The sequence below is a fragment of the Desulfobacula toluolica Tol2 genome, from assembly GCF_000307105.1.
GTDB lineage: Bacteria > Desulfobacterota > Desulfobacteria > Desulfobacterales > Desulfobacteraceae > Desulfobacula > Desulfobacula toluolica.
The window spans coordinates 35,001-59,372 of the sequence record NC_018645.1 but is presented as its reverse complement, the minus strand read 5'-3'; the positions used below and the strand labels follow the sequence as shown (position 1 = coordinate 59,372).

Annotated in this window: 21 protein-coding genes and 2 rRNA genes (1 of these 23 cut by a window edge); 8 read left to right on the top strand and 15 right to left on the bottom strand. The window is 42.8% G+C overall.

Features of this window, described 5'->3' with window-relative positions; translation table 11 throughout:
- Positions 1-26: 26 nt before the first annotated feature.
- From TOL2_RS00255 to TOL2_RS00245, 3 genes are all read right to left on the bottom strand, one after another.
- Entirely contained in the window at positions 27-1,409 is a 1,383-nt protein-coding gene (locus tag TOL2_RS00255; protein WP_014955570.1) for an MBL fold metallo-hydrolase, read from the bottom strand.
- A gap of 518 nt (positions 1,410-1,927) precedes the next feature.
- Positions 1,928-2,131, bottom strand: a complete 204-nt coding sequence (locus tag TOL2_RS00250; protein ID WP_014955569.1) for a hypothetical protein — start codon at positions 2,129-2,131, stop codon at positions 1,928-1,930.
- A 53-nt stretch (positions 2,132-2,184) separates the two neighbouring features.
- A complete protein-coding gene (locus TOL2_RS00245) occupies positions 2,185-2,625 on the bottom strand; it encodes a flavodoxin domain-containing protein (RefSeq protein ID WP_014955568.1) in 441 nt (146 codons plus the stop codon).
- A 558-nt stretch (positions 2,626-3,183) separates the two neighbouring features.
- On the opposite strand from TOL2_RS00245, the gene TOL2_RS00240 reads away from it, so the two are divergent.
- The 3 genes from TOL2_RS00240 to TOL2_RS00230 all read left to right on the top strand — a co-directional run bounded on the left by TOL2_RS00240 (position 3,184) and on the right by TOL2_RS00230 (position 5,328).
- Positions 3,184-3,780 (top strand): DUF2284 domain-containing protein, encoded by a 597-nt coding sequence (locus tag TOL2_RS00240; RefSeq protein ID WP_041279156.1) that lies wholly within the window; start codon positions 3,184-3,186, stop codon positions 3,778-3,780.
- A gap of 100 nt (positions 3,781-3,880) precedes the next feature.
- The gene (locus tag TOL2_RS00235) at positions 3,881-4,489 is read left to right on the top strand and encodes a GDSL-type esterase/lipase family protein (protein WP_014955566.1); all 609 of its coding nucleotides are present in this window, start codon (positions 3,881-3,883) and stop codon (positions 4,487-4,489) included.
- Between the two features lie 35 nt (positions 4,490-4,524).
- Positions 4,525-5,328, top strand: coding sequence for a nitrilase-related carbon-nitrogen hydrolase (locus TOL2_RS00230; protein ID WP_014955565.1), 804 nt, complete (start codon positions 4,525-4,527; stop codon positions 5,326-5,328).
- A 36-nt stretch (positions 5,329-5,364) separates the two neighbouring features.
- Here the strand turns inward: TOL2_RS00230 and TOL2_RS24520 are convergent, their stop codons facing one another.
- Positions 5,365-6,069 carry a hypothetical protein gene (locus tag TOL2_RS24520; protein WP_148278024.1) on the bottom strand — a complete coding sequence of 235 codons (705 nt, stop codon included), beginning with the start codon at positions 6,067-6,069 and terminating at the stop codon, positions 5,365-5,367.
- A 498-nt stretch (positions 6,070-6,567) separates the two neighbouring features.
- Between TOL2_RS24520 and TOL2_RS00210 the strand changes: the two genes are divergently transcribed.
- Entirely contained in the window at positions 6,568-7,053 is a 486-nt protein-coding gene (locus TOL2_RS00210; RefSeq protein ID WP_014955563.1) for a phosphate-starvation-inducible PsiE family protein, read from the top strand.
- A gap of 110 nt (positions 7,054-7,163) precedes the next feature.
- Here TOL2_RS00210 and TOL2_RS00205 read toward each other — a convergent pair whose 3' ends face one another.
- The 4 genes from TOL2_RS00205 to TOL2_RS00190 all read right to left on the bottom strand — a co-directional run bounded on the left by TOL2_RS00205 (position 7,164) and on the right by TOL2_RS00190 (position 12,672).
- Complete coding sequence (locus TOL2_RS00205; protein ID WP_014955562.1) at positions 7,164-8,261, bottom strand: MBL fold metallo-hydrolase; 1,098 nt, start codon at positions 8,259-8,261, stop codon at positions 7,164-7,166.
- Positions 8,258-10,462 carry a PEP/pyruvate-binding domain-containing protein gene (locus tag TOL2_RS00200; RefSeq protein ID WP_014955561.1) on the bottom strand — a complete coding sequence of 735 codons (2,205 nt, stop codon included), beginning with the start codon at positions 10,460-10,462 and terminating at the stop codon, positions 8,258-8,260. The genes TOL2_RS00205 and TOL2_RS00200 overlap by 4 nt, the downstream gene beginning before the upstream one ends.
- Positions 10,459-10,914, bottom strand: a complete 456-nt coding sequence (locus TOL2_RS00195) for a pyridoxamine 5'-phosphate oxidase family protein (RefSeq protein WP_014955560.1) — start codon at positions 10,912-10,914, stop codon at positions 10,459-10,461. The genes TOL2_RS00200 and TOL2_RS00195 overlap by 4 nt, the downstream gene beginning before the upstream one ends.
- 189 nt (positions 10,915-11,103) lie before the next feature.
- A complete protein-coding gene (locus tag TOL2_RS00190; RefSeq protein WP_014955559.1) occupies positions 11,104-12,672 on the bottom strand; it encodes an SDR family oxidoreductase in 1,569 nt (522 codons plus the stop codon).
- A gap of 212 nt (positions 12,673-12,884) precedes the next feature.
- On the opposite strand from TOL2_RS00190, the gene TOL2_RS00185 reads away from it, so the two are divergent.
- A complete protein-coding gene (locus TOL2_RS00185; RefSeq protein ID WP_014955558.1) occupies positions 12,885-13,835 on the top strand; it encodes a YbgA family protein in 951 nt (316 codons plus the stop codon).
- A 124-nt stretch (positions 13,836-13,959) separates the two neighbouring features.
- Here the strand turns inward: TOL2_RS00185 and TOL2_RS00180 are convergent, their stop codons facing one another.
- Together TOL2_RS00180 and uvsE are read right to left on the bottom strand one after the other, a co-directional pair.
- Positions 13,960-14,262: a sll1863 family stress response protein gene (locus TOL2_RS00180; protein WP_014955557.1), complete on the bottom strand. Its 303-nt coding sequence runs from the start codon at positions 14,260-14,262 to the stop codon at positions 13,960-13,962.
- Positions 14,263-14,665: 403 nt separating this feature from the next.
- Positions 14,666-15,574: a UV DNA damage repair endonuclease UvsE gene (gene uvsE, locus TOL2_RS00175; RefSeq protein WP_014955556.1), complete on the bottom strand. Its 909-nt coding sequence runs from the start codon at positions 15,572-15,574 to the stop codon at positions 14,666-14,668.
- A gap of 163 nt (positions 15,575-15,737) precedes the next feature.
- On the opposite strand from uvsE, the gene TOL2_RS00170 reads away from it, so the two are divergent.
- Positions 15,738-17,162, top strand: a complete 1,425-nt coding sequence (locus TOL2_RS00170) for an SDR family NAD(P)-dependent oxidoreductase (protein WP_014955555.1) — start codon at positions 15,738-15,740, stop codon at positions 17,160-17,162.
- A 61-nt stretch (positions 17,163-17,223) separates the two neighbouring features.
- Here TOL2_RS00170 and TOL2_RS00165 read toward each other — a convergent pair whose 3' ends face one another.
- From TOL2_RS00165 to TOL2_RS00155, 3 genes are all read right to left on the bottom strand, one after another.
- Entirely contained in the window at positions 17,224-19,185 is a 1,962-nt protein-coding gene (locus tag TOL2_RS00165; RefSeq protein ID WP_041279152.1) for a DUF1365 family protein, read from the bottom strand.
- The gene (locus TOL2_RS00160) at positions 19,182-20,462 is read right to left on the bottom strand and encodes an NAD(P)/FAD-dependent oxidoreductase (RefSeq protein ID WP_014955553.1); all 1,281 of its coding nucleotides are present in this window, start codon (positions 20,460-20,462) and stop codon (positions 19,182-19,184) included. The genes TOL2_RS00165 and TOL2_RS00160 overlap by 4 nt, the downstream gene beginning before the upstream one ends.
- A gap of 225 nt (positions 20,463-20,687) precedes the next feature.
- Positions 20,688-21,398, bottom strand: coding sequence for an isochorismatase family protein (locus tag TOL2_RS00155; RefSeq protein WP_014955552.1), 711 nt, complete (start codon positions 21,396-21,398; stop codon positions 20,688-20,690).
- A gap of 112 nt (positions 21,399-21,510) precedes the next feature.
- Between TOL2_RS00155 and pncB the strand changes: the two genes are divergently transcribed.
- Positions 21,511-22,683 carry a nicotinate phosphoribosyltransferase gene (gene pncB / locus TOL2_RS00150; protein WP_014955551.1) on the top strand — a complete coding sequence of 391 codons (1,173 nt, stop codon included), beginning with the start codon at positions 21,511-21,513 and terminating at the stop codon, positions 22,681-22,683.
- Positions 22,684-22,927: 244 nt separating this feature from the next.
- Positions 22,928-23,398 carry a YehS family protein gene (locus tag TOL2_RS00145; protein ID WP_014955550.1) on the top strand — a complete coding sequence of 157 codons (471 nt, stop codon included), beginning with the start codon at positions 22,928-22,930 and terminating at the stop codon, positions 23,396-23,398.
- A 313-nt stretch (positions 23,399-23,711) separates the two neighbouring features.
- Here the strand turns inward: TOL2_RS00145 and rrf are convergent.
- Both rrf and TOL2_RS00130 read right to left on the bottom strand, forming a co-directional pair.
- A 5S ribosomal RNA gene (gene rrf / locus TOL2_RS00135) occupies positions 23,712-23,828 on the bottom strand.
- 134 nt (positions 23,829-23,962) lie between these two features.
- Positions 23,963-24,372, bottom strand: a 23S ribosomal RNA gene (locus tag TOL2_RS00130); it runs 2,586 nt beyond the window's last position.

The window sequence follows — 24,372 nt, the reverse complement described above, 5'->3', positions numbered from 1 at the left end:
ATAAATTAAACCTTTTTGTATGGGTTCTAAACCAATGGAAGATTGGCATTAGACCAGGCAAATATTCCGCCGGCCAGGGACTTTAAATTCGTGAACCCTGCTTCTTTAAAAAAACTTGCTGCAATGTTGGATCTATAACCACTGCCACATTGTAAAATGATTTCCTGATTTTTATCCATATCAGGTATATTACCCTCTAAAATATCTGTAAGCGGCAGGTGCCTGGCCTGATGTATATGACCACTATCCCATTCTGCAAGAGTACGGACATCCAGAATTTTTGGACAATCAGGACCAAGCAGAAGCTGTAGTTGCAGTGGTGAAATCTGGGTCAATTGCTCTACGGGACGACCGCTCATTAACCAGGCATTAATGCCCCCTGACAAATAACCTATAATCGCATCGTAGCCAATGCGGTGAAGTTCTGTGGTCATCCGGTCATAGGCTTCACGGTCATCCACCACCAGAAGAAGCTCTGATTTTGGATCAATAACCATTCCCACCCAGTTGGCCAATTGTTTTTCAAAACCAATGTTGATACTGCCGGGGATGTGAAACCCTCCATACGCAGCACTGCCCCGTGTATCCAATATCAAAGTGCCTTTATCTTCCATCAATTCTTGGAAATGCCTTGGCGTCAGCCTTTTGTCCATGGTACACGCATCCAGCAGGTCGGCACCTTTCCTATTGGTGGCAATAATGTGGGCAAAACTTTTAGGCTTTACGGGAAAAGCAGATGTAATATCGTTTTTAAATTCCTCAAAAGAATTAAAGCAAAGCATGTGGTTGGCTTTTCGTTCATACCCTAAGGTGGAGCTTTTTTTAGCACTCATGCCTCTACCGCACAACGAACCTTCAGCATGGGCAGGATAGACTTCCAAATGGTCGGGATAGTTGGCCAGGGTTTTATACAGGCTGTTATACAGATTCTCTACTTGTTCATCGAGAATTTCAGCACCAGGGAGATCTGGCCGTCCTATATCACCAACAAAAAGCAGATCTCCTGTTAGGATCATCTGAGGTTCACTGGATCGGGATGTGTCCGTCACAACAAGGGAAATTGAATTCGGGGTATGTCCGGGCGTATGCAATACCTCAATTTTAGCCGCGCCCAAAGTAAGGATGTCACCATGTTCGATATTTTTATGGGGATAATTGATCTCTAAACTGTCATTAATATAGATATCGGCACCAGTTGCTGCACTTAATTCCTGATCGCCGGAAACATGGTCGGCGTGCAGATGGGTATTGATAATATGAGTGATATTCATGCCTTCTTGAAAGGCAATCTCCAGATAATCTTGAATATCTCTTTTTGGGTCCACAACCATCATTTTTTTAGAGGCTGGACAACCGATGCAATAGGACTGACACCCGAGTCCTACGACAGAAATTTGGTTAAAATACATTTATTCACCTCTCCTAATAGTATTTTTCAAGTTACAAATATTCCAAACAGCTGATATTAAACATCACAAATTTCATTTTAAAAAAATTTATAAATCAAATTAGATCAATAATGCAAATATCAAGCCATAAATATACAATTTCCTGGAATGTCAAAAAATTATCAGATAACTACTTGCAACCCATTTTTATTGTGGCAGTTTAATCTGCCATGGTCGTTATTAGAAAAGTATTTTTAATGCGTTTGCCCTGAATAAATCTATTTTGCGAATAGGCCATGAAATTTCAAAACAATATCAGCGTTTGAGTACAAATAATAAAGCAAACTGGTCGCAACATAAAGACGTTGTGGTTGCGGCTTTGCTAACTATCGTAAAATAATCGACCAATAATGATGTCGGGTTTGTGCATTAACAGGCTGTAGAGTCAGTCCTTTCAGGGGAAGGGTTGAATTATTTGGGATATGAGGGGGGGGGGAGAGGGGAAAACACAAAGGCTTTAATTCCCCTCTTTTGGTCTCTTACCCTCCAATTTGTAATTTCCCGTGCCAGGCGCATCTATTACAGAAGGCCTCACTTTCATCCGTTAACTCTGGCAGGGTTGAGCTATCAAGGTCAGGTTCGAATGAGACATTACCGTTCCTGATGGTAAAAGTATAGATTTCATACTCATCATCCGAATCTTTAACATAAAATTTATCACATCCGCATGTGGGACACTTCATAGTATTCTCCTAGTGAACAATGTCATATAGTACAGAATCGGTGGTATTGGTTTTTACAGCTTTTCAGCGATAGCTTTAGCATAATCGTGGCAAGCTTTCACTCCTTCATCGTTGCTCATTATCTCTTCGGTGAGATTCAGAGGGCCAAGGGTTGTGACATCCATTTTAAAAACATGCTGCATGGTGTCAAATACCATAGGAGCGGCCTCACCGCTGTGGGTGTGAGATCCAAAGGCACCGGCAATTTTTCCTATTAGATTTGCTCTTTCCGCCTTGAAAAGAAATTGTTTCATTCCGCCGGTCATATCCTTATGATATGTGGGACATCCGAAGAGATATGCATCATAACCTGATATATCTTTTTCATCCTTGAGCGTGGAAATTTTTACGGCCTCAACCTGATTGTCTGACATTCTGAATCCTTCTGCAAGGTAATCGGCCATTTTCTGCGTGGTACCTGTCCGGCTTGAATACGCAATCAATACTTTTTTCATTATACATTCCTTTTCTTTAAAAATTAAAAACAAACAGTTTAGATATTTTTGAGCGTTGAATATCTCTATTACAAATTACATGCCAAGAGGGAATAAGCCCTGTTGGCAAGGGGAACCGGATCAATGCCGTAGTTTGATACACTTTATTGAGGCACAACTGTATCAATGAGTATCAATTCAGTATCTTTTTTAAACAGAGCCTGCCGCTGGAACAGATAATGGGATCAAATAAAACAGCAAAGCAGATTATAGGTTGTATATGCAACCTTGTTGGATGTTAAGGGCGGAAGAGATTATTCCGTTTAAGGCACAGGTTATCCTCGGCCGAAAAAAAATGTAAAAATTTAAGAGATTGATTCCCAAGGATCATTTTGGTATTTTTCAACCAGGCAATAGGGTCAGACAATCTATTGAGATACACAAACACCCGAATCTGCACTGATTGACGTCAGCTTTAGAGAGAGAATGAAACAAAAAAAGAATGGATAACAGCATTTATTGATTATGAGGGTGTGTATATGGGAAAAGATCAATTAATATAGCATTAAGAGTGGCAAAATGATGTTAAAACAGAACCTTAAACAATTGATACATGAAGCAGAAAGGCTTGGAGCAAGTGCTTGTGCTGTCATATCGTCCAAAGAGATTCAGGTTAAAGATGACTTGGCAGCACTTTGTAATGGAGAATATACCTGCCCAAATTATGGGCTTGCATCAAGTTGCCCACCTTTTGTTAAAGGCCCGGCTGAATTTAGAAAATGGCAGTCACAGAGCAGATATTCAATTACAGTAAAAATAGAATTGCCGGCATCAGTAATGTTTTCTGATGAACGCAAAAGTGTGATGCAACTGCTTCATCAGATTGTAGCAGCAGTAGAGCAAAAAGCCATCAAAATAGGTTTTGGAAAGTCAAAAGCTTTTGCCGGAGGATCATGCAAAGAATTATTTTGTGACGATCAAGAAAAATGCTGCGTTATAGCAGAAAACAGACCCTGCCGTCATATAGAGTTTGCTCGCCCATCAATGTCAGGTTTTGGTATCGATGTCATCCAATTAATGAAGTCTTCCGGATGGTCAGCTCAAAAAGCGAACAACGCGAATGTATCAGATAAAGATGCCATAAGCTGGGTTGCAGGCCTAATAATTCTTGCCTGAACCATATGAATTTATGGCATGGTTCAAATCAGAGCAACACTTTTTGTGAATCGTTTTTTCACCGAAAAAAAAGCTTAAAAAAAATTAAGGTAAAAATTTTATGAAAACCATTATCATCACATCCACAGTCATACTTGTCAGTCTGGCAGTCCTTTTTTCCTTTCCATCATCTTATAAAATCAAAAATGCTGATCCAATTGGGGAAACCATTGTTTGTTTCGGAGATAGCCTGACCTATGGTACTGGAGCAACAAAAGGTATGGATTACCCGTCCCAGCTATCCAGATTGATTGATATTGAAGTTATCAATTCAGGGGTGCCGGGAGACACAACTGAAAAAGCACTTAATCGTATTGATAAAATAATTAATATGAATCCACGTATTGTGTTGATCACCATAGGAGGTAACGATCTTAAAAACGGTGTCAAAAAAGAAATTGCTTTTAAAAATATTGAGCAGCTGATTCATATAATACAAAAAAACGGTGCCTTAGTAATCCTTGGTGGGATTGACGTTCCTTTTTGGGGACGAGGATTTGGAAGGGGTTATATTGAATTAGCAGAAAAAACCGGTTCGGTTCTCGTTCAGAATATTTTTAAAGATATTTTTGGAAAGCCTCGACTAATGAGTGATTCGATCCACCCTAACAATCAGGGATATACAATTATGGCCAAACATTTTTACAAGGCTCTAAAGCCATATTTATAATGCCAAAGAAAACAATTTAAGGAGGAGTTCCAAAAATGTTTCAAGTCGCTGCCATTCAGATCACACCTATTTTAGGTGATATTCAGGCCAATTTAAAACGAGGAATTCAGTTTATGAGACAGCTCGGCCAGGAAGCCGATCTAATAGTTTTTCCTGAACTCTGGACCACGGGTTACTATCTGTCCAGGCAGGCTTTTCAACAATTGGCTGAAACAAGAGACGGACCTTCCATTAATCAACTCAGAGAAGAGGCTCGACGCGCAAAAGCCGTGGTGATCAGTTCTTTTGCAGAAAAAGATTCCGAAAATCAATTGTTTATTTCAGCGGCTATTATCGATCAAAAAGGAGAGATATTGGGTATTGTGCGCAAAAGCCTTTTATGGGGGCGCGAGAGCGAAATTTTTAAAAAGGGTGAGATAAAATACCCCATTTTTGAAACAGAACAGGCAAAAATAGGGGTGTTGATCTGTTATGAAATGGAATTTCCTGAACCATCAAGGCTGTTGGCATTGGAAGGCGTGGAACTGATTATTTGCCCTTCCGTATGGAGTGTATCTGCATCGCGGCGTTGGGATATCCAATTGCCAGCACGAGCCTTGGACAATACCGTCTTTATTTTAGGCGTTAATACCGTTGGTAATAACAGTTGTGGAAAAAGCAAACTGGTTGGCCCCATGGGTGACATTCTGGCAGAGGCTTCTGATGCCAGAGAAGAGGTTCTGTTAAGAGCCGTTGATATTCAATCCTTATATTGGGCGCGCGATGAGAATCGGTATTTGGAAGATTACCGGACCAAATTAACACCAGGAGGAAGCACTATACCAACTCCCATTATTTAACCTCAACCCACCCAGTCTTTGAACTATGCTGAGTTGTTAGTGGTCATTCTCATCATCAATTTCCTGATAAAGCTTATTCATGCATTCCGGACATATGCCATGGCTGAATTTTGCTTCTGAGTGGGCATGGATATATGCTTCGATCTGGTTCCAGATTCCTTGATCATCCCTGATTTTCTTGCAGTAGGAACAGATGGGAATAATTCCTCTTAGTGCGTTGACCTCCTCATTTGCAGCCTTCAGATCAAATTCAACTTTTTGAAAATTGAGTACAATTAAGCCAATGATAATAAAAATATTGCCACTGAAGAAAACCACTGTTGTAATGCCGTAAAAGCCTGATGCGTTCATATAATCAACTATAGCGCCTTCAATGAAAACTGAATGAATAACTCGTAATACATTCCAGAAAGCCTGGATAAAAAAAACAACTTCCAAAAAAGTGTTTCGATCATTGATCAATCTTGGAACATACATATGGACAAGATATCCAGAGTATCCATAAATGATTATAATTATAGCTGAGATAATAATTATACGCGAATTCACATCTGGAGAGTAATAGGTGAAATAAAGGAATAATATGACCGTTAATATGGTAAGAGATGTAAAAAGCCATATTCTCCTGGTACTATTTGTAAAAAGTTCTAAACCATATGCGATAAATCCGAACCCTGCTATTAAAAGCATGTTCGCAACAATGATTGATATAAAGTCAGGCAGGATAGATCTCAAACTCATAAAAACCATTCCAAAACTATATAGAATAGAGGCGATTGTCCATTGAGTAAATCCGTTGTATGTTTTACGGGTTGTAGAAATGTAGATCATACAAATGCAAAGAACCAGGCTTATGATACTGGAAATAAAAGATAGTGTTCTTATGTCAATTACAAAAAGCAAATACCAATCCTATACCGATAGCCTTTATTATAGATGTTGCCGGGTCTGCAGATACAGATCAAAACTTCATTTTTATTAACCCAAACATAAACAAATCCTCTAAAATCCGGAAAATTATCTCCAACCTGACACAGGCACAACATGTTATGCATCTGTATCAGGTACAACCAAATGAAGGCAAGAAAAAAATCTTACCGTGCAGCAATGAAGGATCTACATAATTAAAATATAATTTAGAATCGCTTATCTTTATAACCATTGAGATAGAAAAAAAGCTGCGCTATAATTATTTGAGATAATCTAAAGAAGCTGTTAACTGACAAATTAGGAGAAATAATGGATGATTTATCAAACCCGAATGAACCACTGGTCCAGAAATTAAGAACTATCGTTCGCATTGCAATCAGATTATTGGCCATTCTGATGACCACTGTTATCATTTGGGGTGTGGCCGATGTTATTTTAGTAATGTATCAGGAACTGAAAGCTCCACCGTTCATGCTGCTTACCATCTCAGACATTCTGGCGTTGTTCGGTGCTTTTATGGCTGTTTTGATTGCCGTCGAAATACTGATCAACATTCTTATTTATTTACGGGATGATGTGATCCATGTAAAGATTGTCATGGCCACAGCACTGATGGCCATTTCCCGAAAGGTCATTATCATGGATTTAACTAAAATTTCAGCGGAATATGTCCTTGCCATAGCGGCAATGACGCTTGCCATGAGCGTCGGCTACTGGCTGGTTGTGGTCAAAGGCAACGAAGATGGCAAAATCTGTATTAGTGATATAGAAGAACAATGGAAGAATAAGTCATGACACGATTGAATACGCTAATATGAAATAAAAATCAAAAAAGATGGATTTCTCGTGTTTTTGAGTTTATCAGAAAACAACCTCTTGTCGCGGTAACAAGAATATAGAAACTGTCAGTTAAGAGGAAGGATCTGGCCCACATCCATTATGTTGAAGCGAAACAGATCAAGATTATTTTTTCGGATATGGCGGATAAGATCCAGGCCCGGGAACCCGGCAGGCTCGCTGCCCAGATGAAAGGTTCCCCACTGGGTAGGAATAAAAAATCGCGCACCAAGATCTTCAAACGCTTTGACTGCCTCGGGGATGTTCATGTGCTGGTATTGCATGAACCACCTGGGGTGGTATGCAGTGATCGGCATAAACGCGTAATCAATATCCGGATATTTGCGCCCGATTTCCCGGAATCCTTTAAAATAACCGGAATCACCTCCAAAATAAAGGGTCGCCTTTGGGGTTTTCAGAAGCCAGGCTGCCCAGAGGGAACGGTTCCGGCCCTGGCCGATTCTCATGGACCAGTGCTGGGCCGGAAGACAGATCAATGTTGACCCTTTCCCGGTGTCCACTGCTTCCCACCAGTCCAGTTCCCGCACGTTTGTTTTGTCCATGCCCATCACATAAGTTTTCAGCCCCCTGGGAACAAATACTGCAGCATCCCTGGGAAGCTGTTTCATGGTTGAGCGGTCCAGATGATCATAATGGTTATGGGAAATCAAAATATTGAGATCTTTAACAATCTCATTCAACTCTTTCAGACTAAGGGCGGGAGGTGTCAACCTTGCCGGCAGCAGGGCCCGCTTGGAAAAGACCGGGTCCGTTATCCAGTATACCTTGTCAATCCGGATCAAAAAGGTGTTGTGCCCGATCCAGAGAATAAAATCGCCCCGGACCTGATCAAGACGTTCTGCCGTATCAGGAGTGACCCTGGGCAAAAAATCTGTTTCCTCACTGGTATAATGAGTTTTTGAAAACAGTTTCCATCCCAGTACATCCAGAAAACTTTTATCCCCCATTTCCATCCAGGGAGTATAAAACCGTCCCTCCTTAAAATGGGGGGCATACAGATCCTCAACCCGGGTGTCTTCCACCTTTTGTTTCCATTGGATTTCTGAAAAAGATTTTTTGTCCCTTGAAGAACACGAAAAGATAACAAAAACGATCAATAGAACAATGCCCAGTACGGCAGCACCAAAGAGTTTAAACGTTTTCACGACTCAAGTTCCCCGGTATCACAGGTGACGATTCCCAGATATCCGTCCACTGTCACCTGGTCCCCGGTCCGGATCAAGCCGGTAATGTGAGAGGCCCCGGTGACACAGGGCAGCCCATATTCCCTGGCAATAATGGCCCCGTGAATCAACATTCCGCCGCGTTCTTCGATCACGGCTGCAGCCAAGGGAACCACAAAGGTCATGTTGGGGTCAACCCCCTGGCAGATCAGAACCTCTCCTTGCTTAAACTCAAGCAGGTCGTCCTGTTCCAGAATAACCCTGGCACAGCCCTTTGCAATCCCCGGTCCTGCCGGATGGCCCACAACCTGGCGGGCCTTTAACCAAAGATCCTTTACCCCGGATGCGGTTTCTTTTTCGGGTGACGGAGCCGGCCCCTCAAGGTGTGAAGACAATGCAGGCAGTTCCGCCAGCCGTTCCAGGTCAAATGGATATGCATCCGGGTCTGCCAACCTGTTCCGGCCTTCCCGGACAGCTTCAAACAGCCGGGCTTCAATCCGGCCCAGGTGAATATTATCATCATCCCGCAACCGGTAACTGGCCCGCCCCAGATGCAGGATATCTTTGGCAAACGCCTGCTTTTCGCTATAAAAACAGGCCAAATATTTTTCCCTTAGGGCATGGATATCGGTCTTATCATTTTTTAAAGCGGGCGCTGAAGGCCGCCGGGCAAATTGAAGGATAATCCGTATGATGGCGGTATTCCCCTGGTAACATTCACTGGCACCAGAGGTCTGGCAGGCCAGGTCACCGAACTTTGAGACAAACTCTTCCAGAAGAACCATAAACAGATGATCACCGGCCGGTTCATCCCCGATCGCCAATGTCTCATTCAGATCAGGGTCCTGACGAATTACATCGGCCAATTTTTCCAGCAGCCGGTTCCTTTCAATACTTTTCAGACCGGTTTTCTCTAACAATTTCATAAATTCATAAGGATCTTCCGGCCGTACAGCATCATTATAAACCTGACCAAACAGCCGGATGCCGTGGGCAAAAGGAATGAAATCCGCCCAGTACACCTTAACCCAGTGATCATAGATCTCCTGCCGGGTTTTAATTTCATTGGCAAGAGCTGCGTTGGTCATTTCTGGCAGATGGATCTGCCCCATTTTATCGGCTGTCAGGATCATTTCCGGAATCAGGCTATTTTCAATTTTATCATGGAGAGTTTTTAAATTTTCATGGCTTCTGTGAAGGCTTAAGTACCATGCCCGCTTATCATCGCTGTCCTTAAACCCGCTGCTGGTAACGGGCCTTGCCTGCAGCACCACCAGCCTGTCCCGGCTGAAGGCCCACTCCATATCCTGGGGTCTGTTGAACAGACGTTCCGCCTTTATTCCTGTTTCCCATACCTGCCGAATCTCTTGTTCGTTCAATGGCGGTTTGTTTCGCAGATCTTCCGGCAAAGACTCAAGACTCACTCCATCCAGTACAGGCACGGCATAGTGATCCCGCATGGGTTCAGTATGCTTGAGAATATTTCCCGAAAACCGGTCAATGATCCAGCGATCCGGATCAATATCGCCATCCACAAGCCCCTGGTTCAACCCATAGACCGACTCCAGAACCGACTGGGCAGAATCCGACGGGTTGATGCTGAAAAACACACCGGACCGGTCAGAGGGTATCAACTCCTGTATAACTACGGCCATTGAGCTTTTACTGATATCCAGGCCCAACTCTTTCCGGTACAACAACGCCGCATCCGAATACAAAGAAGCCCAGACCAGCCGGATGTGTTTCAAAATAGCATCTGTGCCGCTGACATTTAAAAATGATTCATGCACTCCTGCAAAAGAGGTGGACTTGCCATCCTCTGCCGGGGCAGACGATCTTACCGCAACCGGAGCTGTCCCGCAATGAGTGTGAATTTCACGGGCAAGGGATTGACCGAGGCGGCCGGGAATGGGGGTGGTCAGAAAAAAATTGCGAATGCGAAGCGATACATCCCAGATCTCTTCCCACCTCATCTTTTCAATCGCTTTGCGGTTGATTTCCATAAGGATTCGATCCTTGAGCCTGGTGCCTGACAGATAACTGTCATAAACATGGCATGGAACACAAAATGTTTTGGGCACCCGGATCTTGTGCTGATGAAGCCTGGCAAGGGCAAGGGTTTTGCCGCCAACCTGCTCAAGGTCTCCGTCCGTTATATCGTAAAGCTGTAGAAAAGATTTCATGATCCCACCTTTATCTCAACAACATTCTGAAACCGGCTCACCATGATATACCGGTCCACTGCCATACTCACCAGTGCGGTGGTTGGGGCTGCTGCAAAATCCTTTAGATGAGGATGCCGTTCAAGGTAGATGTCTAAAAGCCTTTTTTTATCATCGCCTTCAACCGTAGAGGCCCTGCCTGTGGCAGTGACTGATATGGCATTGTAAAAATCCTCGGCCAGGTTCCGGCTGTTATTGATCAACATGGCCACCCTGGGGCTGGCTGTCAGGTTATCATATTTCCGGGTGGTGCTAGGAGTTAAAAAAATGATCTGTTTCAGGTCAGAGGTTGAAGCAAATGCCACAAGGCTGGAATAGGGCTGCCCGTTTTTCTGCGTCGACAAAACCGACAGGGTTTCGGTGTCAAACAATGCTCTGATTTTGTTCAATGCTGTCTCTTTTGAAGGTTCCATAATAATTCCTCAACTTGTGGTTTTATATGAAATAAATTTTAACCTGCTGAAATTAAATATCTTTTATTATTTGTTGTGGCAGAGTGATCTGCCATGGCCGTTATATGAAAATCTTAAAAAATTCACACCGAGACTTTCAATCTTTGTTGTGGGCAAACCAAACTGAAATAACAGATCTGCCCGTGTAAATTATTGATCAATTGTTTTGCAGGATCTGTTTATTTTCGGCGTAAAGCGTTTCGGCGATGACAACAGTTCCAGTCCTGCCGCTTTTACAATTCCCTTGAGCATGTGAACAAACACATATTGATGAAACGGGTAAAGTCCATACCAATATAAAATACCCGGCAGCCCTTTGGGCAGGAAACGGGAAAAAAGCGTCAAGTCGCATTGGTGACCGTCAAGTGGATCGACTCGAATCTCCAGCAGGGCCTCACCCGGTGTTTTCATTTCAGCCACGAGCAACAGTTTTAAAGGCGTATCCAATTCAAGAACCCGCCAGAAATCCAGGGCATCTCCCACCTGGAGGTGTTCTTTTGACCTTCGTCCCCGGTTCAGACCCACGCCACCGGCAAGCACATCAAAAAATCCACGAATCTGCCAGAGGATATCTGCGCCATAATAACCGGTCCGGCCTCCCAGCCTTACAATGGCCGACCACAGAGATCGGGCCGTGCCGTTTACTCTTGCCCGGTAACCGCATTCAAGAAGAGTTCCGCCGGAATAATCAGAATCCCCGCAATGGGTCCATTCAGGATAGATCATGGCACCGGCATCAGTCCAGCAGGTATCCACCTGTTCCCGGCGGACACGGTCAAGGGCCCGACGAATAGCCTCACGGCAATCAATCAAATCCTGGGGAATAATTTTTCGGATGGATGTTTCCGTACAGACCGTGGGAAGGCTCAAGCCTTCCGTCAGCGGTTGTGCAATGGCGGCCGGAACCGGTGTTACCAGATGAATCCACAACGAAGACAGTTTGGGGGTTAATACTGGAACCGCAATCATTACAGGTTTTGGCAGGCCTGCCACTTCGCGGAAAATCCAAAACAAATCCCGGTAAGTAACCACATCCGGCCCGCCAATATCAAAAGTTTTTCCACGGGTTTCAGGATGTTCCAGACACCCTTTCAGATAGCCCAGAACATTGGTAATGGCAATGGGCTGTGTGGGCATTCTCACCCATTTGGGAGTTATCATGACAGGCAGTCTTTCCGCCAGATATCTTAATATCTCAAAACTTGCACTGCCCGAACCCAGGATCATGGCCGCCCTCAGCACGGTAACCGGCACAGGTCCCTGTTTAAGAATTTGGGCCACTTCATTTCGTGACAGCAGGTGTTTGCTGATGTTATTGTGGGTGATATCCCCAAGCCCCCCAAGGTATATGATATGATCCGCACCTTGATCTGCTGCGGCCCGGACCATGTTTCGGGCGCCTGTCCGGTCCGCATGCCGGTATTTTCCCTTCTGCGATATCATGGAGTGCACCAGATAGTAAACCGTGCCGCATCCTTTTACGGCACGATTCAGGGATGCTATATCCATGATATCCCCTTTCACCAGTTCAACAGACGAATGGCAGCCCCAGGAGCGGCCTGCCATTTTCTCAATGGAGCGCCCCATGGTTCTTACCCTGTATCCTGATTCCAGCAGCAGCGGCACAAGCCGTCCGGCCACATATCCGGTTGCCCCGGTCACCAACACGAGTTTTTGCTTTTGGAAACGGTCGTCATCAAAACCATTTGTCGGGTTCATTGCTTATCCTTTTTAAATTGCCATGGTGATGCAAAAAAATCGATAAATATCAAGAGAGAATCAACCACCAGATCGTAACCGCTATCATATTTTAAAAAATACAGTTTCAATAACAGTTAAAATCTATATAATGAATAGAATAATGTCAATAATCGCTTTTTTTAACCGTTATCTGAATGCATCATTCAAAAAACACAAAACAGGAGAATTCTATGCTTACCCCCATAAAAATCGGTATCAGTTCTTGTCTGCTCGGCAACAAGGTTCGATATGACGGTGGTCACAGTCATGACCGGTTCCTGACACAGACATTGGGACTGTTTGCCAAGTATGTTCCCGTGTGCCCGGAAGTGGAATGCGGCATGCCCATTCCCAGGGAGGCGGTAAGACTGGTCGGAACCCCTGAGAACCCGAAGCTTGTCACCCAAAAGACAAGGCAGGATAAAACCCGGCAGATGAAAGACTGGATACCGGCAAAATTAAAAACTCTTGAACAAGAAAATTTGTGCGGATTTATTTTTAGAAGCAAATCCCCGAGCAGCGGGTTGTACCGGATCAGGGTGTATGGAGACGACGGCAAGGTGCGTAAAACCGGCACAGGCCTGTTTGCCAGGGCATTTACACAACATTTTCCCAGGGTCCCGGTAGAAGAGGCCGGCAGACTCCATGATCCCGAACTTCGCGAAAATTTTATTGAAGCCATCTTTTCGCTCCAGCGCTGGCGGGATCTGCTGAAAAAAAACAGAACGCCCGGAGGGCTTGTTGATTTCCATACCCGGAACAAATTGTTGATTCTTTCCCACAACCAGGACCTGTACAGAAAGCTTGGAAAACTTGTCGCCCAGGGGAAAACCCTGGATATGGATCAATTGTTTGATGCCTATGAAAAAATTTTATTAAACTCCCTGAAGTTGAAAACAACGGTGAAAAAAAACATCAATGTACTGCACCATATCCTGGGATATTTCAAACGGAATCTGACCGGTTCGGAAAAACACGAATTGTTAACCATCATTGATCAATACCGCTCAGGATATGTTCCCCTCATCGTCCCCATTACCCTGATCCGGCACTATGTCATGAAATACGACCAGCCCTGGCTGAAAATCCAGACCTATCTGAACCCGCACCCGTTTGAACTGAAACTGAGAAATTACTTTTGATATCAAAGGCCTGCAAAATCGACTGTTTTTTTCAAACAAAATATGCATCAATTAATTTTTGTCAGCAAAATTTCGGCACTGCACTGGTTCAGTTTAATCAACCAAACCAGTGCAATTGAAGTTTCTACCCTCCAACATTTCCAGGAGGAAGGTCTTTCCAGGCCCGATCAACACTGCTGCCAATCGTTCCAAACAAATCATCCAGTTCATTTTTCATGGGTGACCAGTCAGACGGGCACTCTGTTTTCAGCTGATCCACCCTCACCTGAGCAGTAGTCACCTCCTGTTCCAACTGGCCGATAAGCGGAAGGATTTTTTCTTTTTCTTTTGAGCCATAGGTGTCAGCAACTTTTTTCATAGCCTCAAGTTTCTCTTTCCAGGCTGTAACTTCGGCCAGCATTGCTTTGCAATAATCTTTTACTTCCATGATTTCTCCTTTCTTGACGGTTATCATATGACCGAACAATAATATTTTATCAATGTTCAGTATTATATTTCCTGCCAAACATTAATTTAGTGAAAGAACAGGAAACATGAGGTTAAATCATAAATCAATCAGGCTTAAACGTATTAAAGTAACAATATTTAAAAATTAAAAAGGTATGTAACAAACATCAGATCAGAATCGTAAACATCCAAGATCGGTAGAATATTTTTTTCCAGAAATTTTATATATGCTTTTATGATTACATCAAAAAATCAATGCGTGCAAGAAAAAATAAAAATTTAGGCCGACTGTATAGAACGGCTGTAAAATCATCAAGGACGGCATTCCTGACAAAAAAAACACATGAAATTCTTTCTGACCCACATATGCTCATTTTTGCAGACTATAGCATATTTAATTCTTTCATGAGTTTTCGTATTGCCAGTTCCTTGGCCTTTGCTTCCACCTCGATTGTAATATCCATTGAAAGCCAGATTGCAGGCAGATCATTTTTATCTATATAGTCATGATGTTTTCGGATATTTGATGCGCCCCAGCCGTCCTTGGGTGACGAGATATGAAACAATGGTTCCCGGTCCCAGGTTTGAACACAGTGTTTTGTTGCCTGCTCTATTGAAAACCGGTCTTTCAAACACCTATGATGGTGTACATCGTAAACCAGAGGAATTTTCATATCATGACAAACAGGAAAAAGATCCTCCGGCGTATAGCTTTTGTCATCATTTTCAAGAGTCAGTCGTTTCCTGACCGGATCATCAAGGTTTTCAATCGTTTTGGCAAGCCGTTTGAGTGCAGCCGGTTTGTCTCCGTAAACACCACCGGCATGAATGTTGATTACATCCGCATTGACCCATTGGGCGACCTGGGTCTGATAATTAAGTTCGGCCACAGAACGCTTCACCACATTTGGATTCGGAGACGATAGAACAATAAACTGATCCGGGTGAAAGGACGTTCTGATATTGTTTTTAAGACTGTAAGCACCACAGGCCCTGAACGCTTTGATGATGTGATCCGAACCGGGCAGATCATCAATATCATACCCCACATCCGGGTGGGTTTTTAACGGCATAATCTGGCTGTTAATCCGAAAGGCCCCAATCTTGTTGTGATAACAAAACTCCAGAGCTTTCAATAAATTTCGGGCATTGGTCAGGCACAAGTCTGACAGGCGTTTTTTTTGCACGTCAATAGAAAACTTTGAAAGGTATTTAGCGGTTGTTTTCCGAAATTTTATGGGGTGTTCTTTAAATATGCAGCACAGGCCGAATCTGATCATTTTTTTGTCCATTCTTCCTGGTTATTTGCGTGCAGCCATAAGCAATAGTGTGAATCATAGAGTATAGACGATTTTTATTTATTGTTGAAGTCTTTTAAATCGTGGCCATATTTTAAAGTACAATTAAATTAAACCTGCCACCCTTAGAAAACAATTTTTAACCAAAGGGGACGACATGATAGTATTAAATGAATCCATCCTTGTTCAAAAGCCCATAGAAAGCGTTTTTAACTACACCAGTGAGTTTTCCAACATACAGAACTGGGATCCGGGTGTGGTATCGTCCGTAAAAAAAAGCCTGGGAGATGTCAGTGCGGGAACTCAGTATGATTTGATACTCAAATACGGCCCGTTTCGGCCCAAAATGCAATATGTGGTGACAGAATATGAACCTTTTTCCAGAGTGGTTCTGAAGGGCAAAGGGACTTCATATTCCGCCACAGATACCATATTGTTTATCCAAACGCCATCCGGCACTCGAATTGATTATCAGGCAACAATTGAATTTTCCGGGTTTGCAAACATCATTGAACCCTTGCTTGTGCCTGTGATAAAGCGAATCGGAAAAATCGCAATCCAGGGGCTTGAAAAAACCTTGAACCCGGATTTTAATTTTCCCCGGAAAGGCAAAATGTTTTCTTCAGGATCAAATATAATTGATTATATTGCAGACCATACTATTTTACCCGGTATGATGATGTTCAGCAAATTTGGATATGCCATAGGAAAACGGTTCCGGACAAAGAACACTGATATTCTTTACGGCAAACGCGTTGTGATCACGGGTGGAACATCCGGTATCGGAAAAGCAGCGGCTTTTGAACTTGCCCGAAAAAATGCCTTTTTAACCATCATTGCCCGAAATCGTGAAAAAGCCTTAAAAATTCAACGTGAAATAATTGAACAGACCGGCAATACCCATGTTGATTTTTTAGTGGCCGACCTGAGCTTGATGGCGGATATTAAACGTGTTTCCAAACAGCTTGCAGAAAAAAAGAAAACGATTGATATTCTCATCAATAACGCAGGAGCATTGTTCAATGAACGTATGGAAACAAAAGAAGGATTTGAAAAGACTTTTGCCACAGATCTTTTGGGCGTATTTTACCTGACTCAAAATCTGATCCCTGTTTTTTGCAAGTCAGGTGGTGCCAGGATCATAAATGTTTCTTCAGGCGGAATGTATACGCAGAAAATTGATGTCAACGATCTCCAGAACAAGATATTGCCATATGACGGATCAAAGGCATATGCAAGAGCCAAGCGGGGGATTGTCATCCTGACGGAACTTTGGGCAAAACGCTTGAAAAATAAAAAAATTGTTGTTCATGCCATGCACCCTGGATGGGTTGACACACCGGGAATCGAGTCTTCATTACCAAGATTTCACTCATTCACCCGCTCAATTTTAAGAACACCACAACAAGGTGCGGACACAATTGTATGGCTTGCTTGTGCCAAAGAGCCGGGGCTTTGTTCCGGCTGGTTCTGGCTGGACAGACGGCCCCGCGAAACCGTTGTTTTCCCCTGGACCCTTGGATCACAAATCAAAGACCATACACTCTGGAACAAGCTGGAAAAATTGACCCGGCGATTCTAAAAACAACATGAATTTCACTGGTTTTTAAACTTTTGCATTATCAATATCTATCGAGTTGGCTTCATCTGTGCATAGCCATTTGAATGCCGTCAATGGCCGAGGTCTTAAATCCGGCCTCACAAATACTCAGATAATAGATCCATTTTCTGATAAATGCCCTGTCAAATCCCATAGCCTCAACATCCTGACGGCACGAGATAAACCGATCCCGCCAATGGGCAAGTGTTTTGGCATAATGCAGACCGATGTGGTCAATAACGGTAATTTTAAAATCCGTGTGTTGGCTGATGGCATCATTCAAAACCTTCAAGCAGGGCAGATGGCCGCCCGGAAAGATATGTTTTTGAATCCAGTCGCGTTGCCTGCAATAGGTATCATATCGTTCATCCGGGATCGTAATGGCCTGGCAAACCATTGTCCCTCCGGGTTTAAGCAGTTTGCAGCACTGTTGAAAATACTGCCCTAAAAACTGCGGCCCGACAGCTTCGATCATTTCAATGGAAACGATTCGATCATAAACTCCTTTGGTGTGACGATAATCCTGAAATAAAATATTGACCCTGCCGGTTAATCCTTCTTTTTCAACCCGTTGACATGCTTTTTCATATTGGGCTTTGGATACGGTGATACCCGTTACGCGACACCCGGTAGAAGCTGCGGCAAAAACGGCAAATCCCCCCCAGCCGCAACCGATCTCAAGCAGGTGATGGGTTGAATCAACCCCGGCCATTTCCAGGATTTTTGTCATCTTTTGGATCTGGGCATCTTCCAGGGAGGCTGTTGCATCACGAAAAATACCGCTTGAATAGATCATTTGCCTGTCCAGAAAAAGTTGATAAAACTCATTGCTAAAATCATAGTGGGCTGCAATGTTTTGGCGGGTATTTTTGATGGTATTTTTGCGCTGGTCATGGGCAAGTTTCTCTCTTGTCCGTGTAAGGATGGAGGTGAACAGATTTCCATCGGAAAATTTATCCCTGTTGTGGATCAATACTTCCAGCAGCTTTACCAGGTCAGGTGTCTCCCATTCCCCATGCATATAGGCTTCACCAAATCCGATTTCACCATCCATGACAACCCTGGGAAAAAATCCAAAATCTTTTATATCAATCCGGGCCTGCGTATCCCCGCCTGACCGGCAAAACCGTATTGTTTTACCGTTGGGCAGGCGCATGGTTAAACAACCGATTGTAATTTTTTTAAACGCATCCACAAGAATTTTTTGGCAGATGGATTCGATCAGGCCTGGTTTTTGTTTGGACAGAGTCATGGAATTTGCTGGTGCAGGTTTCGGGTTAAAGGTTAATTTTTTCTGAAAATAAAGTTTATAGGCATGTGTGTAGATTCTAGGGATACTCAAATGAGGAGCAAAAGGGTGCTTTAAAAGGGTTTTAAAATGATTTTTACGCGTCAAGGGATTGGCACGGGCCTTTAAGACCGCTTCCATTATTTTTTTTTCTTTGTGAACAAGTGTGATCCTGATGTCGAGTTGTTCTCCAATATCGGAAAAACAAAAATCATAATTTCCTTCAATCTGGTTAAACGGTGACACATGGAATACTTTGGGTGTAGTATAACGCACAAGACAACCTTTTGACGGCAAGATTTTTTTTGTCAGCACATAATGATGGCGTTCGCCATAGGTATTATTTACTTCTGCCACAATACCGATGAGAGCCTTATTCTTTGAAAAACAATAATAAAAATTCACCGGATTAAACACATAGTTGAAATATCGGGCAGATGTGACCATGATCACTGATATAATGGATTCATCAATCCTGTATTGATCAAACAATTGATTCAATTTTTGTTTGATGGACTGGTTGCCCGAAGACAGGTAATCTTTGTTATGGATGGCACTTACACCGAACCGGTTAACCCCGAAAAACGGAAACCATTGATCAATTAGCGGCAACTCATCAACATCAAGTGCATACATATAGATTGGATAACACAAACGATGGTCAACCGGAGTAAACCTCCGATGTTCAATGGTCCCTGTGTAGATCCTGGAGTTCATAATTCAATCCCGAATTTTTTTCCAATTTCCAAAGCAGATCTGACGCCGTCTTCATGAAACCCAAACCCGAAATAACTGCCGCAAAAAAATGTATTTTGCGGTCCATTTAATATGGAAAGATCTTCCTGGGATGAAAAGGCTTCAAATGAATATTGTGGATGTGTATATTCAAATTCCCCTGTCACATGCCATGGTGGTATGGGAGTAATCGGGTTAAGGGTCACAAAATAAGAGCGGGTGGCGGTAAGTTTTTGCAACCGGTTCATATCATAGCTGACCGTTACAGGAGACGCAGCTCCGGATTTTAAGCTCCGTGTATAATTCCAGCTTGCCCAGGCCCTCCTGTTGGGAGGCATAACACGGGTGTCTGTATGCAAAATCGTATGGTTTTGTGAATATGTCCATGAGCCAAGCAGTTCTTTTTCCTTGCATGACGGATTTTCCAGAAGATCCAAAGCCTGATCTGCATGAGCTGCAACAACAACGGCATCAAATATTTCCGGGTGACGGTCTTTGAAATAAAGGGTGATATTATTTTTGTCTCGATGGATGGTATCGACTTTGCACCCTTTCAATGCCCTGCCCTTGAAACTGTTTAAAAACGCTTTCACATAAGTATGGCTGCCGCCTTCAACAACATACCAGGACGGATGACCGCTTACGGCCAAAAGGCCATGGTTTTCGTAAAACTGTGCAAATGTTCTGATGGGAAACCGCCCCATCTGCATATCAGACCCTGACCAGATGGCAGCGGCCATGGGAATGATAAATTTTTCAACAACGTCTTTGTGAAGACCCTTTGCTTCAACGTACTCGGACAAGGTTGCTTCAGCCAGAAGATTATTCAGGTAATCGTGCCTCAATGATTTTAAAAAGGTGATCATCTCAAAAACAAATCGCCAATATCGCGGGTTTATCAGATTTAGCCGCCGGGCAAATATTGAATTGATATTCCTGGTGGCATAATAGCAACCTGTTTTTTTACAATAGTAGCCAAATGACATCTGTGCAAGACGCTTGTTCACTCCAAGACGGTCAAGAAACCTGATAAAATTCGGGTATGTCCTCTCATTAAAAACAATAAAGCCGGTATCCACTGGGGTTCCTTTATCCGGCCCTTCCGGGATTATCACCGTATGGGTGTGCCCCCCGAAATAAGCGTTTTGTTCAAAAAGAGAAACCTTGTGACGTTTCTGAAGCAGGTAAGCCGCGCAGATCCCTGAAATACCGGCACCGACTACTGCAATGTTCAGATTGCTCTGGTTCTGTAAATTCATGGTAAATTGTTGTCCTCTTTATAAGAAGGTCTGATTCCATCAATTACAGCTTTAAATTTAAAAATATTATATATTTAACCGCTTCTCCATGAAAATTTCAATGTTTTTTCCTGTTTGCCAGCTTTTATTTTTATATGAAAGTCTTCAAAAATACAAACAGCGACTTTTATGTTTTGTTGTGGGCAAATCTGAGCGAAAGACCAGGTCTGCCCTTGGCAGTTATATTCAAAAGGACGGCAGGTCAGATACCCTGGAAATGATTTTAATACCTGCTGATCTCATTTCTTCCAATGCTGATGCAGTGGTGTCCAATGCAACTCCTTTACAAAGTTCCTCAACCAGGATCACCTTGAACCCGGATTTAAGTGCATCCATGGCGGTTGCTTTTACACAATAATCTGTAGCAAGCCCGTAGATCAAAAGCGTTGTTATACCATGCGACTTGAGCAAATCATCCAGCCCAGTGGCCATACCGACATCATCGAAAAAGCCTGAATAAGAATCATATTTGGGGTTCATACCTTTTTGAATTGTGGCGGTAAACAAATTTTTATCTATTAAAATCTCGGTATTTTCAGCCCCCCGGACACAATGAGGTGGCCAGAGAACCTGGGTTCGGCCTTCTACATCAATGGTTTCGTAAGCAGATTTGTTTTTATGACTGGTGTAAAAAGAGATATGATTTTCAGGATGAAAATCCTGGGTGGCAAAAATTTTATATCCCTTGGATTTCAGTTGTTTTGTTGTGGACAGCACTGCGTCAATATAGTCCTGATCCGTATTTTGAACCGCAAGAGACCCTTTTTTGAAATGGGTGAAATCTCCTTGTACATCCACAACAATCACACCTGTGTGATCTTTATCCATTGAAACCTCCATCTGTATGCCTCCCTTAAAAATTTTCATGCCTGCACCGGCAATCATTTTATTTATCATATGATAAATCTTTTAACCTGAAAATAAAATAGGGTTGCTTTTTATTTAAATATGAAGACATTAAAGTATGGAGCGGTTTTTATTAATCAATGACACAGGGAGTTGCGTTGTTATGATCCAAAGTATTCTGGACAATGATCTTTACAAATTTACCATGCAGCAGGCGGTTCACATGCTCTATCCCAGGGCCGAGGCCCAGTATGAATTTATCAACCGGGGCTTGACCCCTTTCCCGGACGGATTTGCACAAAACATCAAAACTGAAATTAAAAAAATGGCAGACTTTCGGCTGTCTGTTGATCAAAAAACGTTTCTTGAAAAAACATGCTATTTTTTAACCCCAGTATACCTTGACTACCTTGAGTCCTATACCTTTGACCCCAGCGAAGTCATAGTCAACCAGGACAAGGATATGTTAAGCCTCAAGATCAAAGGCCCCTGGTACAGGACGATTCTGTGGGAAGTGCCCTTAATGGCCATTATCAGTGAAATATTTTTTAAAATGAGAGACTCAAAAAAACTCAGTGACAGGGAAATAAAGGCGATCAACCTGAAAAAAGCAAAAATTTTGGGAAACAATGCTGTTAATTTTTCAGACTTCGGTACTCGACGGAGGTATTCCTCCAAGAATCAGCAACAATTGATTATAGACATGTTAAGCGTTAAAAATTCAACTCTGAACGGAACAAGCAATGTTCATTTTGCCCACCAGTTCAATATCAAGCCCATCGGCACCCTTGCCCATGAGTGGTTCATGTTTCATGCGGCCCTGCACGGATACCGGATGGCAAATCCTTGTGCCCAGGATGCCTGGGTAAAGGTTTTTCACGGGGATCTTGGCATTGCCTTGACAGACACATATACAACTGATGTGTTTTTATCCACTTTTGACACCTTTTATGCCAAGCTTTTTGACGGGATCAGACAGGATTCCGGGGACCCGTTTGCGTTTACAGATCTAATGATAGCGCACTATGAACGGCTTCATATTGACCCGTCCACCAAAACCATTGTATTTTCAGACGGTCTTGATGTGGAAACAGCTGTACAGATTCATAACTATTGCAATGGCAAAATCCGGGATGCATACGGCATCGGCACCAACCTGACCAATGATGTTGGGGTGACCCCGCTGAACATGGTGATAAAACTGAACAAATGCAGGGCTTCTTCTGACAAACCATGGCGAAGTACTGTCAAGCTTTCCGATGACAAGGGAAAACACACGGGTGATCCACAAGAGCTGAAAAACTGTATGAATATTTTCAATCTTTCGACCAAATAAACGGCAAAAAACGTATACAAATTTTCATTCCATATCAACTGCCAAGGGCAGATCTGGTGTTTCACCAGACAGGTTAGGTGATTTGCACCACAAAACACTGCTCAAACATGAACATCAAAAAAAGTTTTGGTGACTATTGTTTTGAAAAGCAATGGCAATAATTTTCAAATTAAGATACAAAGAATTCATATTTAAATACAAACCCGCTAAAAAAATCTATTTAAATTTAGACAAGGACATAAATATGACCAATAATGATATTCTGCGCCGTATCCGCTATACCTTCGACTTGGAGGATTCAAAAATGGTTGCTATTTTCGGCCTGGCCGACCTTGAGGTAACCCGCTCCCAGGTCAGTGACTGGCTTAAAAAAGATGATGATCCTGCATACCGGGAATGCAGCGACATTCAGCTGGCAATTTTTCTCAATGGTTTGATCAACGAGAAACGAGGTAAAAAAGAAGGTCCTCAACCCGAGCCGGAAGAATTGTTGACCAATAACATCATTTTTAGAAAATTAAGAATCGCATTGGATCTGAAATCAGATGATATCATAGAAATTCTGGAGAAAGCTGATATGAGCATCAGCAAACACGAATTAAGCGCATTTTTCCGCAAACCCGACAATAGACATTACCGGGACTGTAAAGACCAGGTCCTGCGTAAATTCTTAAAAGGTATTCAACTTAAATACCGTCCCGGCATATGGCCTTAATATACATTCTTAATAACTGCCACGGGCAGACCTGATATTTCATCCTGGTTTGCCCACAATAAAAAACAAAATATCTTTGATTCCAACAGGTTAAAAGCTCTTTCATATAAAAAAATAATAATTTATTTGCCGTGGTATTTTTATAAATACTTTTCTTGTCAATTACTGAAGAAATTAAAAAATTAGCTGCCGTTCTCAGAGGCTGGTTTGGTTCTGAATTAAACCGAAATTGAATACAGAGTATATAAACGCAAAAAGCCCTGATCATTGAACCATATTACAGGTTTTAACGATCAGGGCTCTTTAAAGAATAATCCGGCGGCGTTCTACTCTCCCACACAGTCTCCCATGCAGTACCATCGACGCTAAAGAGCTTAACTTCCGTGTTCGAGATGGGTACGGGTGTGACCTCTTTGCCATAGCCACCGGATTAAGATGGCTGGATCCCGGACGTTTGAATATTTTTTAATGGGTTACATGTCCGATAAATCCTTAAATTTATAATAAGTTGCAGTAAATTTTAATATGTTTGCATTAAAGCGTTCAAAGTTATCTGTGGAAAAAGTGGCTAAGCCTCACGACCTATTAGTACCAGTCAGCTGAACACATTACTGTGCTTACACACCTGGCCTATCAACCTTGTAGTCTTCAAGGGGTCTTTAGTCTATAAATAGATGGGATATCTAATCTTGAAGTTGGCTTCCCGCTTAGATGCTTTCAGCGGTTATCCATACCCAACTTAGCTACCCAGCAATGCCGCTGGCGCGACAACTGGAACACCATTGGTTGGTCCAATCCGGTCCTCTCGTACTAGGATCAGATCTCCTCAAATATCCTGCGCCCACGAAAGATAGGGACCAAACTGTCTCACGACGTTTTAAACCCAGCTCACGTACCACTTTAATTGGCGAACAGCCAAACCCTTGGGACCTGCTCCAGCCCCAGGATGTGATGAGCCGACATCGAGGTGCCAA